This window comes from Pontibacter flavimaris, from assembly GCF_001907195.1.
GTDB classification, from domain to species: domain Bacteria; phylum Bacteroidota; class Bacteroidia; order Cytophagales; family Hymenobacteraceae; genus Pontibacter; species Pontibacter flavimaris.
The window spans coordinates 393,985-406,261 of sequence record NZ_LVWA01000002.1; the positions used below are offsets into that span (position 1 = coordinate 393,985).

Annotated in this window: 11 protein-coding genes and 2 pseudogenes; 7 read left to right on the forward strand and 6 right to left on the reverse strand. The window is 54.6% G+C overall.

Going from position 1 to position 12,277, the window contains the following annotated elements:
* Positions 1 to 6 precede the first annotated feature (6 nt).
* Both A3841_RS01575 and A3841_RS01580 read left to right on the forward strand, forming a co-directional pair.
* The gene (locus A3841_RS01575; RefSeq protein ID WP_073850525.1) at positions 7 to 642 is read left to right on the forward strand and encodes a hypothetical protein; all 636 of its coding nucleotides are present in this window, start codon (positions 7 to 9) and stop codon (positions 640 to 642) included.
* Between the two features lie 55 nt (positions 643 to 697).
* Positions 698 to 1,540 (forward strand): tetratricopeptide repeat protein, encoded by an 843-nt coding sequence (locus A3841_RS01580; RefSeq protein ID WP_073850526.1) that lies wholly within the window; start codon positions 698 to 700, stop codon positions 1,538 to 1,540.
* Between the two features lie 310 nt (positions 1,541 to 1,850).
* On the opposite strand, the pseudogene A3841_RS01585 reads toward A3841_RS01580, so the two are convergent.
* From A3841_RS01585 to A3841_RS01600, 4 genes and pseudogenes are all read right to left on the reverse strand, one after another.
* Positions 1,851 to 3,074: pseudogene (locus A3841_RS01585) on the reverse strand (IS256 family transposase).
* Between the two features lie 184 nt (positions 3,075 to 3,258).
* Positions 3,259 to 3,570: pseudogene (locus A3841_RS01590) on the reverse strand (helix-turn-helix domain-containing protein); the annotation flags it as partial.
* A gap of 381 nt (positions 3,571 to 3,951) precedes the next feature.
* On the reverse strand, positions 3,952 to 4,299 hold the full coding sequence (locus A3841_RS01595) for a hypothetical protein (RefSeq protein WP_073850527.1): 348 nt from the start codon (positions 4,297 to 4,299) through the stop codon (positions 3,952 to 3,954).
* Complete coding sequence (locus tag A3841_RS01600; RefSeq protein WP_073850528.1) at positions 4,290 to 4,568, reverse strand: helix-turn-helix domain-containing protein; 279 nt, start codon at positions 4,566 to 4,568, stop codon at positions 4,290 to 4,292. Before A3841_RS01600 ends, A3841_RS01595 begins: the two co-directional genes overlap by 10 nt.
* Before the next feature lie 1,237 nt (positions 4,569 to 5,805).
* On the opposite strand from A3841_RS01600, the gene A3841_RS01615 reads away from it, so the two are divergent.
* From A3841_RS01615 to A3841_RS01645, 5 genes are all read left to right on the forward strand, one after another.
* Positions 5,806 to 6,330 (forward strand): BfmA/BtgA family mobilization protein, encoded by a 525-nt coding sequence (locus A3841_RS01615; RefSeq protein WP_073850531.1) that lies wholly within the window; start codon positions 5,806 to 5,808, stop codon positions 6,328 to 6,330.
* Entirely contained in the window at positions 6,327 to 7,154 is an 828-nt protein-coding gene (locus A3841_RS01620) for a DUF5712 family protein (RefSeq protein WP_073850532.1), read from the forward strand. The genes A3841_RS01615 and A3841_RS01620 overlap by 4 nt, the downstream gene beginning before the upstream one ends.
* Positions 7,151 to 8,818 (forward strand): type IV secretory system conjugative DNA transfer family protein, encoded by a 1,668-nt coding sequence (locus tag A3841_RS01625; RefSeq protein ID WP_073850533.1) that lies wholly within the window; start codon positions 7,151 to 7,153, stop codon positions 8,816 to 8,818. The genes A3841_RS01620 and A3841_RS01625 overlap by 4 nt, the downstream gene beginning before the upstream one ends.
* Positions 8,819 to 9,202: 384 nt before the next feature.
* Positions 9,203 to 9,673: a JAB domain-containing protein gene (locus tag A3841_RS01635; RefSeq protein WP_073850671.1), complete on the forward strand. Its 471-nt coding sequence runs from the start codon at positions 9,203 to 9,205 to the stop codon at positions 9,671 to 9,673.
* A gap of 944 nt (positions 9,674 to 10,617) precedes the next feature.
* Positions 10,618 to 11,073: a helix-turn-helix domain-containing protein gene (locus tag A3841_RS01645; RefSeq protein WP_073850536.1), complete on the forward strand. Its 456-nt coding sequence runs from the start codon at positions 10,618 to 10,620 to the stop codon at positions 11,071 to 11,073.
* A gap of 480 nt (positions 11,074 to 11,553) precedes the next feature.
* On the opposite strand, the gene A3841_RS01650 is transcribed toward A3841_RS01645, so the two are convergent.
* Positions 11,554 to 11,952: a type II toxin-antitoxin system HicB family antitoxin gene (locus A3841_RS01650; RefSeq protein WP_073850537.1), complete on the reverse strand. Its 399-nt coding sequence runs from the start codon at positions 11,950 to 11,952 to the stop codon at positions 11,554 to 11,556.
* A 40-nt stretch (positions 11,953 to 11,992) separates the two neighbouring features.
* Positions 11,993 to 12,172 carry a type II toxin-antitoxin system HicA family toxin gene (locus A3841_RS01655; RefSeq protein ID WP_073850538.1) on the reverse strand — a complete coding sequence of 60 codons (180 nt, stop codon included), beginning with the start codon at positions 12,170 to 12,172 and terminating at the stop codon, positions 11,993 to 11,995.
* Positions 12,173 to 12,277: the final 105 nt, after the last annotated feature.

The window sequence follows — 12,277 nt, forward strand, 5'->3', positions numbered from 1 at the left end:
AGTATTATGATGCCCTCCCTACCCGTTGTTATCAGGTGCCCCAAGTGTGGGAACCAGATGAAAAAGCAGGTCCTTTACTCTGGCAATACCTTCGGAGCTGCTTGCTATACTGATGGAAAGATGGAAGCACCGATGCTGCCGGAGCTCCCGCAGATCACCAAGTGCCCAGCCTGTAAAGAATTGTTCTGGATAGATGAAGCGGAAGAAGTAGGCGAGTACTTTCCTATGCCTCTGCTTCCCGGTGAAAAAGAATTTCCCTCAGTGCGGTTCCTATCCATTACGGATTACGACAAAGCACTAAGGAGGAACCTTAGCCGCAATACGGAAGATGAGCTATACCTGAGGAGACAGTTGTGGTGGAAATTCAATGATCGTGTACGCCGAGGTAAACCCCTAGTGAACTCACCTCGGGAGGAAACGATATGGAAAACAAACTTGGCCCTACTGGAGGGTATCTTGGATGATAATGACCCTGAGCAGCGGATTATGAAAGCAGAGGTGCTTCGCCACCTGGGCTTTTTTCTGTTGGCATCGACTAAACTTGAGTTTGTTCGGGATGAACAGTATAAGCAGGTTGTGGATATAATAAAGCAAGCTTGTAAAGAGCAAAAAACGGAGGTCTTAAAAGTAGAGGATAATTAAGCACAAGATTGGCTTTTGCCTGGGTGCCAGCTTTTAGGAAATAGCTGAAGGAAACATGGGAATATATGATTTTGTACCCTTAAAAGAGGGTGATAGCAACCGCAAGGTAATGGAAGCAGAGCACTACTACCAGGAAGGAAATGATCTGCAGTATAAGCAGAGGAATTATACAGCAGCGAGCGAGTCTTACCTGAAGGCGATTCAGTTGAGACCAGATTACATCGAGGCGTTGAACAATCACGCCCAAAATCTTAGGCTCAATATTAAGAACTATCAGGAAGCATTTATCTACTATACAAAAGTGATCGAGCTTAATCCAAAGCTCGAAGATACCTTTTTTAGTAGAGGGCTGTGCAAAGGACACTTGGATGATCTTTTGGGCCAGATTGATGACTATACGAAAGTGATAGAGCTTGCTCCGACATCTGATAATTTTGTCTCAAGAGCGCTTATCAAGAAGAAAGCCAAAGACTACACCGGTGTAGTAGAAGATTGCAGTCAGGCAATTTCCTTAAATGATAACAGCTCATATGCCTATCAATTTAGAGGAGAGGCCAAAGCCGAGCTCTCTGACTTTAAGGAAGCTATTGCAGATTTAGAAAAAGCCATTGAAATAGAAGAAAGTAAAGCTAAGCGAGATCCAGCATACAAGCCCATGCTATTTGGCGCATTGAAAAGCTGTTCAGAAGCAAAATTCGCAGTAAATGACTTTCAGGGCTCATTGGATGATGCCGCGAAATTAGTTTCTCTTTTCCCGAACCACCCTTTGTCCTATGCATTAAGCGCTAGAGCCAAAGAAAAGCTAGGGGATGTAGATGGCTATAGTAAAGATATGTCAGATTTCAAGCACTTAAATGACCAACACGTGAAGAAGTATGGGGTGTCATTTGAAGAATGAAAAAGTATACAAGCTCTCCTTCTCCCCTCTTGGGCTTCACAAGCTTTTAGATAAAAACACATTTATCGATCTGAATTTTCGCATATAACCTTTTACCAACGACCGATCATAGAACGTTAAAGCAGTAAAGTTTAAGGCTGATCTAGTTTGAAATGTCTTGACTGGTAAAGAAGTATGGGCAGGAAAAAGTGTAAAAATTCTAGAGGGAGTGTAATTTAAACTGTGTCCTTTCCATATCCTCGTTTACTGGCCCTGTTGGTGTAGTGGTGTGAATCCTTACAGCAACAGGGCCAACCTTTTGAAGTGCGTCTCACTTCAAGTCCAGCTGCATCCGCTCCCCAAACCAGATGGAGAGCTGCTGGGCCGTCTGGCTCCAGTTGCTTAGCGGCATGACCCACTTTTTACTGATGTTCTGGTGCGCCAGGTAAATCAGCTTCAGCAAGGCCATGTCCGATGGGAAAGCCCCCTTCGTTTTGGTCACCTTCCGCACCTGGCGGTGGTAGCCCTCAATAGTGTTGGTGGTGTAGATCAGGTGGCGAATCGGCCCGGTGTACTTAAAGTACGTGCTCAGTTTGTCCCAGTTCCGCTGCCAGCTCTCGAGCACCTTGGGGTATTTCTTGCCCCACTTCTCCTCCAACTCCAGCAGCCTCAGCTCAGCCAGTTCCTTTGTCTCTGCCCGGTAGACGGGCTTCAGGTCCCGCATAAACTCCTTCTGATCCCTGGAGCCCACGTACTTGAGGCTGTTTCTTATCTGATGCACGATGCAGCTCTGGACTTCAGCCTGCGGGAAGACACTGGCAATGGCCTCGGCAAAGCCCCTGAGGTTGTCGATGCAGGCAATAAGTATGTCTTGTAGCCCACGCTGCTGCAGGTCGGTGAGCACTGAGAGCCAGAAGGTAGCTCCCTCGCTTTCGGAGACGTACACGCCCAACAGTTCTTTGTGGCCATCTCTGTCAATGCCCAGGATGTTGTAGACAGCTTTTGAGACGGTGCGCCCTTCCTGTCTGACCTTGTAGTGCATGGCGTCCAGCCAGACGATGCAGTAGAGCCTGTCCAGCGGCCGGGCCTGCCACTCCTTGACCTAGGGCACGATCTTCTCGGTGAGCGCAGCGAGCGTGTCATGGGAGATGTCCATGTCGTACATTTCCTTCAGGTGCGAGGAGATGTCGCGCAAACTCATCCCCAAGCCGTACATGCTCAAAATGCGGGGCTCGAGGTTCTCGGCCAGCACCGTCTCTCTTTTTTTGATGATTTAGGGCTCAAAATCTGAGGAGCGGTCGCGGGATGATTCCACCTCGATCATTCCGTCCGAGGTGCGCACCTGCTTTGATACTTTGCCGTTGCGACGGTTGCCTTTCGCTCGCTGTTGGGCATCCAAATGCAGGTCCATCTCCGCCGACAGGGCGGCTTCCAGAAAGTGCTTCAGCAGGGGGCCAAGCGCGCCGTCTTTGCCGAAGGTGGGTTTGCCGCTCCTGAACTCCTCCAGGAACTGGCGCTTGATCTTCTCCAGATCCAGCTCGTTTTTCTCTTCCATGTTGACTGTGTTAAAGGTAATACTGCTAATCCTTTGACACAGTTTATTTTACAGCCTCTCTAGACATAAAAAGAAAGCACTTTTAAGTTTTATCTTAAAAGTGCTTTCTTTCGAGTGACTTCGACATTTCTAACTTATAACCAATTATCTAAAAGGCCTTATAAGTATACTTATTTGTAAGATACTATTTCTCAAGATTCTGGCTCTTCAACATTCTTTCCAACAACATATTTTTTTCCCGTTCAGCTTTTAATAAGCCATCATAGAGTTCCACAATTTTTTCAATAGGGTTGAAAGTACACTGATGTAGTCCGCTATAATTACTAGATGACCCTTCATAGTTATTTTGTACATTAAACATCGCTCCTTCTTCCGAGAAGTTCTCAATGGCTTCAGGTGTTACGCCAAGAGCTTTAGCGATCTTCTCCAGCGTAGATTTGTCGACCTCCTCGTCTTGCTCAATACGCGAAATGTTCTGTTGCGTAGTGCCCAGCTCACTGGCTAGGGCGGACTACTTCGCGCCTAATGCAGTACGCATTCTGCGGACGTGATCGCCTAGGTGGATCGGTCGTTTTCTGGCTGTTGTTTCCATAGGATTAATTTACGATTTTCTTCTTAAAATACCAATCAATAACTACTTGTTTTTCACAAGCAAAAAGTTGTTTATCACAAGTGAACCACCTTACCCCTCAGCGTAGCTTAGTTTGCCCGTAGCTGGTTGTACCTTTAGGCAGCTAAACATCCGCTATAAAGATAGAAGGTATTCGGTGCATATCAAAAACAGGCAAGCCTAGGCTGTCCTCCCGCTGCCAGAAAACGTCTTTCCGGAGGCTGGCAGGATGCGGCAACGCAGTCCCCCAGCCTCTCCGCTCACATTTCAATTCCAGGAAAAACCCAGCTTCATAACCGTAGCATCCCCGGCCGTTTCAGTTGCTGCACCCTCTTTGGATAGGGGCCTGATGCACACCAAGCTTTTGGAGGAGGGATCATAGGAAGGCAGGTAGTAAAGATACCCCCACCTGTCCAGCTCCCGGAGGCAGCGGTGGTACGTGGTGCGGGATCTGATGCGTGCCCATGCCATCACCTCTTTCCTGTTCACCCGGAAAGCCCCGCCGCCCCGGCTCTGGACCAGCAGCGCCATGTAGAGGTTCAGGTGCGGGCGGCGCAGGCGCTTGTCTCTTCCCGCTTTCCTGTAAAAGCCCGTCAGTTGCGCACTTACCTCCATGACCGAACCTCCTTCCCGTTCAGCAGCCTGGAGATATCCTCCAGGCGGTAGTAGTGGGTGCCTCCGACCTTGACTGAGGGCAGCGTACCCTCCACCCGCAGCTTCTGCAGCGTGGAGGGGGAGACCTGCAGCATGCGCCGCACCTCGGCGGACTTGAGCACCTTCTTCGGCGCCTCGGCCTGCTGCTTCCCGATCAGCCTGGCCAGGTCCTCGAGCAGCTGCCGGTGGAAGGCTTGCAGGTCTTGCTTGGTGATGATTTCTACAGACATCGTTTTACTCGTTTTGGTTATAGGGTGAAGTTGCCCTTTTTCACCTCTCCCTTTTCACAAGCTGAACCCGACTTGTGAAAAACAATTTTCCCGGGTAAAAAACAAGGAGGTAAGCCCCCCTTCGAGCCCTTAACCCCACCAGATTCGCCTGAACTGGGCTGTTTCCGCCAAATCCCCATTATCCTACCTAAAGAACCATTGCCTGTACCGTTTTCCCCAACTCGGCCTTGCCTTGTGAACACGCCCCGCCTTTGCCCCTCACCTTTGGAGGGAGTCAAAGAAAAGTCGCTATGGGGCAAGGGCTGTCCCTACTCCCGCTTTCCACTTCATCGATTCAAATCTTTAAAACGAACCGCATAATTATGGAAACCAACACCAACCCATCGAAAAGCCAGGTGAAAAACCCTTCAGGCGAGGTCCAGCCGCGGGACCGTCTGGCAGTAGGCGAGAACGCCTACCAGCGCATCTGCCGAAAAGGCGAGCACGGGTGCGCTAGAGTGGCTCATCAAAGGGGCCTCGGGAGGGCAAACCTATGCGAATATGTCACCGGCTAAGCACACAGCCTTCGACGCGCTCAAAGGTTGCCCTCAAGCTCAGCCTCCTAGGCCTGCAGGTTCAGCGGGAGGGGCCGGGGCCGGTCGAACCCGAGTGCGAGCAGACCCTAGACGAAATCATCCGCCAGCTCGCTGTCCTCAACATCCCCGACCCGCAAGATGATCCGGCATGAGGCCTTCCGCTGCCATCGCTACTGCTTCAAAAACCCCAGGCGCTGCTGGCGCCTCTCTCCAACGCACGGCCAGCCACACGCACTTTGCCATGGCCCTGCTCCCACCTTTTCTCTTCCGCCTGGCCAGCCTCTTGTAGGGTAACTCCTGCCGGCAAGCAATGCACCCCGGCCCCGGGCGAGCCTAGGGCCGCCCTGCCCAGGGAGCGAAGCAAGCCTGCAGGAGCGGCGGGTCCCGGGGGAGCTTTCCCGGCAGGCAAGCAACGCACCTCCCCCCGCTCAAAGCCAGCCGGGGCTGTCTTTTCCGGGGGGGAGGCGCGAAGCAAGCCCGCCGGAAAAGAGCAAGATGGAACAGGACTGACGTCCGGTTCAATCTTGCCCTGCGGGGCGAAAGGCCCATAGCCGCCTGCAAAGCGGGGTTGCCGGCACCCTGCCTGCCGCGGGATCTATAGAACAGTTACAAACAGACAGCTAACTAGCTGATTATTAACAACTAATTATATAAAAACGCTTATGAAGACAGTCGGAATACCCGAGGCCGTGCACGCCAGGCTCAAGCACTACTGCGCCCGCCACGGCCTAGGCCTGGGCGAGTGCATCGCCGCCTCGCTCACCTACTTCGAGCGGCACGGCCTCAACCCCGCGACCCACGAGAGCCCCACGGCCGAGATGAACCGGCTCATCAAGCGGGTGGACCAGGTCATCGCCTTCATCCGCAAGCAGGAGAGCGACCTGCTGCGCCCCATGACCGAGGCCGTGAGCCTGAGCGAGGCCCGCATCGAACGCAGCCTGGACACCGTGGCCACGGCCAAACAGCTGCAGCTCCTGGAGGAGCACCTGGCTAGCCTGGTCCGGCAGCTCAATACGCTAGTGCCGGCCGCAGCTGCCGCCAGGGCGGCCACCGAGCGGCTGCTCTCTGAACACGCGCGGCGCGAGCTGGAGGCGCTGCAGTTGCTGGCACGCCTGGTGGATGCCAAGAACAAGAGCGGCTTTCTACAGGACCTCACTAAACTCTACCAGGAAGGGGGCCAGCCGTGAACATCAAGATCCTCGGCGGCGGCTCAGGGACCTACGCAAACCGGGGCAGCAGCGCGGCCCTGGTCAACTACCTCCAGCACGAGGACCTGCAGCGCCTCCGGCAGGGGCAGGCCGCAGAGCCCTTCTTCGACCAGGAGCGCGAGAGGGTGAGCGCCCGGGAGGTAATCTACCGGCTCGACCACAACAAGGGGCAGCTGGGGAAGAGCGACGCCAAGTTCTACGCCTTGATCGTCAGCCCCTCGGAGCGGGAGCTTAAGCACCTGGGCCAAACGAAGGAGGAGCAGGCCCGGGCGCTGAAGGCCTACGTGCGGGAGGAGGTGCTGCCGGCCTACGCGGCCAATTTCAACAAGGGGCTGGAAGCTAAGGACATCCTGTACTATGGCAAGGTACACCACGAGCGCGACGGGCAGACGGGGCGGGAAGAGATGCACGTCCACCTCATCGTCTCGCGCAAGGACATGGAAAACAAAATAAAGCTCAGCCCCATGACCAACCACCGCGCCACCGGGAAGGGAGCCGTCAGGGGCGGCTTTGACCGGGAGGCCTTCGTGAGCGCCTGCGAGGAGCGGTTCGACCGCCAGACGGGCTACCAAAGAGAGCAGCAGGAAAGCTTCGCCTACTGCCACGCCCTGAAGAAGGGGAGTGTGGAGGCGATCCGGCAGCAGGCCCGGGAAAGGGTGGCGCTGGAGGCGAAGCGGAAACAGCAGGAGAAGCAGGCGGAGAGAATGAAACAACAGCAGGAGCAAAAGCTAGCGGAGAAGGCAAGGCAACAGCAAAGCCGGCAGGAAAAGAAACAGGGGCAACACAGGGGGATCAGGCGATGAGAAAGGGACAGTTAAAGGATTACCGCGGCTGCGGCTGCCTGGCCCTGCTGCTCTTGCTTTTCGGCATGGCCCTGTTCCTAGTGCTCGTGCACCAGGCCCCCGCCGTGGCGGGCGGAATTGTGCTGACGGCGGGAGGCCTTCTCGCAGGCATTGTCGCTTATGGGCTCTACAGGCTCTCCAGGTACCTACTGGGGCGGGTGGGCCAGGTCTGTCAAGGCCTGCGAGCGGACAGGCATCCTTACAGCCTGGAGCTGGCCACCACCCGGGGGCCGATCCGGCTCTACAACCCTTTCAGGGGGATCCTCGTCGTGGGCGCTGCCGGCAGCGGCAAGAGCGAGAGCATCGCCCTGCCCCTGATGCGCGGCTTTGCCCGAAAGGCCTACAGCGGGGTGCTCTACGACTTCAAGTTCCCCAGCCTGACAGGGGACATGCACAGCTTCCTGGCCGCGCAGGAGAGCCCGCTGCCGCACTACTTCCTCCACTTCCACGACCCGCTCGGCTCCTACCGCGTCAACCCCCTGCACCCCCGCTACCTGCCCCACACCGGCTACGCCCGCGAGTACGCCACGGCCATCGTCAGCAACCTGATGCGGGAGAGTATCAAAAGGCCCGACTTCTGGACCCGCAGCGCCACCGACCTACTCACCGCCTGCATCTGGTACCTGCGCTCGGAGCACCCGGACCTGTGCGACCTGCCGCACGTGCTGGCCCTCGTCACCAGCCCGGACGAGAAGCTCCTAAGGACGCTCCGGCAGAACGAGCAGTGCGCGCAGATGACCGTCTCCATCCTGGGGGCGCTCGAGCGGGGGGCGGAGAACCAGGTGAGCGGCGTGGTGGGCACGCTGCAGGGGGCCGTGGCGCAGCTCAACACGCCCGAGGTCTGCTACCTCTTCGGGGGCGATGACTTCTCGCTGGACATCAACGACCCTGAGAACCCCATTATCCTCTCGCTGGGGAGCCACCCGAGCCTTGCCGGCACCTACGCCCCCCTGTGCAGCCTGGTCATCACCGTGGCGACCCGGCTGATGAACCAGCCGGGCAAGCACCACAGCTTCCTGCTCCTGGACGAGGGGCCAACCGTGTTCATCCCCCACCTGGAGCTGCTGCCCAACACGGCCAGGAGCAACCGGGTGGCCACCGTGTTCATGTGCCAGGACCTGGCGCAGCTGGTGGACATGTACGGTACGGAGAAGGCCGACGTGCTGAGCGCGGCGCTCAACAGCCACTTCTACGGGAGGGTGAGCAGCAGCAAGACAGCCCGGTTCATGTCTGAGCAGTTCGGCCGCTACGACCAGGTCTACACCACCTCCAGCGCCAGCAGAAACTGGCGTCAGTGGCTCGGGGGCAATGTGGGGAAAAGCGAGACGGTGCAGGAGCGCGACAGGATCAGGGCCAGCGAGTTCCTCCGGTTCCCTGTCGGCCGCTTCGCCGGCATCGCCGTGGAGAGCAACAAGACAGAGTTCAACGCGCAGTTCCGGGTGCCGGCAAGGCCGCCGCAGGTCCCCCTCCCCCGGCCGGCCACGAAAGGCGATATACAGGAGTATTACCGACGGGTAAGGCGGGAGGTAAACAGCCTGCTCGTGGCCGTGGTCACTCCACAGGAGCCGGTGCCAAGGAAACAGCCGGGGCAGGATCCCGCCTCCCGCTTCCGGCTTGACGTGTAACGCCTTCCGATAGCTACAACTTGACTAAGACCTGGCAAATCATCCCAAGCCCACTTAAAAGGCTGTTGGCATGTGGAAAACGCCCGCCGGGGTTTCCCACATGCCAACAGCACGGTAGTAGTGGTAAAGGCAAAGAAGCACAAGCAAGGAGAAAGGGAGGGAGTCTGGAAGGAGCGCAGGCGGAAAGCCACCCCAATGCAAAAGTCCATGGTCATTGGAGTTGGCGCAAAGGTAGGCCCCGGGCTGCCGGGGCGCCCAAAAGACTACGGCATAAACCCGCTAGGCCCGCCCGCGGCCCATTTATTCCGTTTCCTTCTGGGCTTGGTTGCCCGGGGCCTGGAGGGGCACCATAATCAATTCCCTCACTCATAAAACCAGATGATTATGGAAAAGACCATTAAAACATCCGCCACCACCAGAGTAGCCGAAGTCAAGCTCTCCTACCGGAACAAAGTGAAGCCCTCAGAGCGCCCGCAGGTCACCTGCTCTGCTGACTCCTACAAGGTACTCAAAGAGAGCTGGGACACGGGCAAGCTGGAGTTCGTCGAGCAGTTCAAGGTGCTGCTCTTAAACCGCGCCAACCGGGTGCTGGGCGTCTACGAGCTCTCCACCGGCGGCGTAGCGGGCACCGTGGCAGACCCCAAGCTCGTCTTCGTGGCAGCGCTCAAGGCCTGCGCCTCCGGCGTCATCCTCTCGCACAACCACCCCTCAGGCAACCTCAAGCCCAGCGCAGCCGACCTGCAGCTCACCAGGAAGCTCAGGAAGGGCGGCGAGCTCCTGGACATCGCCGTGCTGGACCATATCATCCTCACCAGCGAGGGCTACTACTCCCTGGCAGACGAGGGGCTTTTATAGCCCCTCTCCTTTTCTTGCACATCTATATGCGTAGGCCAACCTGCCAGAGTAATATGTAAAGGTTCATAGGATGCGCTACAGTTGCGGGCATTGGCTGATCCTTATTGTGTTACGACTATTGAAGCTGTGGACTTAGGGGTAGCCCGGGAGGGTTATCCATAAATCCACAGCTATTTTTTTGCCTGTGCCGCCATGAAAAAGCAGGAACAGAAGAAGAAAGCCAGAGCAGACTGGATCAGGGTTTCCCAGCAGTTGGGGCTATCGGCAAGGCCGTCCGCCGCTGCGGCATCGCCCGCTCCACACTGCAGCGATGGCCCAGGCACCTGCCCTGGGAGGGATTGGCTGGCCGCTCAAGAACGCTGTATGGAGGCCATTCGTGCGCCTGGATACGGCTAGTGCGTGGAGATCTTGTACCCTCTACAGTGTAACCAGGAGGAGGCACCTTAAAGGGCTGACAGGACCGGTCCAAAATCGAATGATGCACCGTCACGAAACGGTTTGTGTCTAGCAGGAGGCTTTCATAAGACCCTTGTGTTAACTTAATTCAAGTTGCGGGCACTATCACGCTTGAATTATATAGCTGCTTACTAGTAGATGTTATGAAGAGTATTTCCACGCGCAAAAGCAGCACCGCACCCTTTTTCTGAGCTTGTGGGTTCCTTGAGAGCAGGTGGGTCGTGCAGGTTGCTTTTCTCATCGTGAGGTAAGGTATAAATGCGTATCCGCCGGGTTGTTTTACCCTTGCCAGGACAGAGTATTTAACATGGCAGGATGTGGTAAAAAACACCCGGGCGGGGCTGTTCAACATGGAAAATTTTAGATATTTTTTGTATCTTCACGAAGATAAGAAGATCAGTTTGGAGCTAATAATAAAAGCATTGGTATAGAACCACTTAGGAGTGGTATTATACTACACGACTTTCTCACTTTTAAACTTAATAGCTATGTTTACCGACGTGGATGAAAAACCAAAGCGTACGCCGCACCTGGGCAGGAAGGTACAGCGTGTGCGCGAGATCATAGGCATGAAGCAAATGGCTTTAGCCGATGTTACGGGCATGAGCCAGCAGAATATCTCCAAGCTGGAGCAGAGCGAAAGCATGCCGGAAGAAACACTGGAGAAACTGGCGAAGGGGTTAGGCGTGACGGCCGACTTTATCAAAAGCTTTGATGAGGAGAAGGCGGTGTATAACATTCAGACGAACATGACTTTTAATGACCAAGCCGGTAACGTGAACTATCAGCTAAATCAAAATACTATCCATAACCCAATTGAGCAGGTCGCTGAGCTTTTTGAAAAGCTACTTCGAAGTGAGAAGGAGAAAGTGGAGATATTGACCAATGCTAATCAAGCCATTCAAGATTTGGTGAAGCAGATTAATGAGATAAGGGGAAGCTAGATTTAGCGGGGTTTTGACAGTAGCTAAGGCCTGAATTTGTGCTTTGTTGAAATACCTCAAAGAAAGAGACAATGTGTTAGAACCTAAGTGTGAAGGTTCAAAAGGTTCGCTGCAGCTACGGTACTGGCTTGATCTTGTAACATGACTACTGTTGAAGCGGAGGATTTATGGGTAACCCGGGAGCGTTATCGATAAATCTTCCGCTGTTTTTTTCCTGTATCGCTATAAATAAGCAGGAACAGAGAAAAAAGTCAGAGCAGGCAGGATCAAGATTTACCAACAGCTAGGGCCATCAGCAAGGCTGTCCGCCACTGCGGCATTGCCCGCTCCAGAAGGCCTCACCGGCTGGCCAGGTAGAAGAGAGAAGACGAGAAAGAAAGCCCAGCAAATACTGGTCAGGATAAAACCTGCCGAAATTAGAAATATCCATACTTTGGCAGACCTGTTAGTGGAGCGGATCTATAGAACCAACACACTTAACTAAAGCTCTACAGCCAACAACTCCTTTCCCAACTCGTGCAGCGCATGCTCTATCTTCTTGGCCTGTGGCCTCCGCGGTTTTTTAAGCCCGGTGGCATAGTGCTGCAGCTGCTTTTGGTTGATTCCCGTCATCCGCTCAAGCGCCGCATTGGTGATTATACCCTTATAGTAGTTGAGCAGACTCACGGTGTCAAACCTGTAAACCAGCTCATACTCCCCCTTCAGCACAGCTGGAACACCCTCCTCCGCGTTATACTGTTTCAGGAGCCGGATAGCGTCCACCACGGACTGCTTGGCCTCCGCCACCGTTTCCCCTCCGCCATAGACACCCTCAACGTTCTCGGCGTAGGCGCTGTAGAGGTCATCTGTCTTTTCGATAATGATGCGTACCTGCTTCATCTTGTTTAGAACTTTGCCCTTGTTGACGTAAGTATGCAGGCTATTGAAGCCCCATCTCCTTCTTGATCTTCTTTTCAATTCCCTTGCCTACCTCCTTTGCCCCATGGAAAGGAACCGGGTAGGTCTTGCCGCCCTTACTGTAGATGTAGTGGCTGCCCTCAGCCCGGATCAGCTCCCACCCGTGCTTACGGATAAGGCGGTGCAACTCCGATGATTTCATAGAGCTTCTGAAGAATAACGATGCAAAGGTAGTAAAAGTTCTACCTTTTAACAGCATCATGAATGATATGTATGTAGTACTGACTGTATCTAACCTGTAATGAAG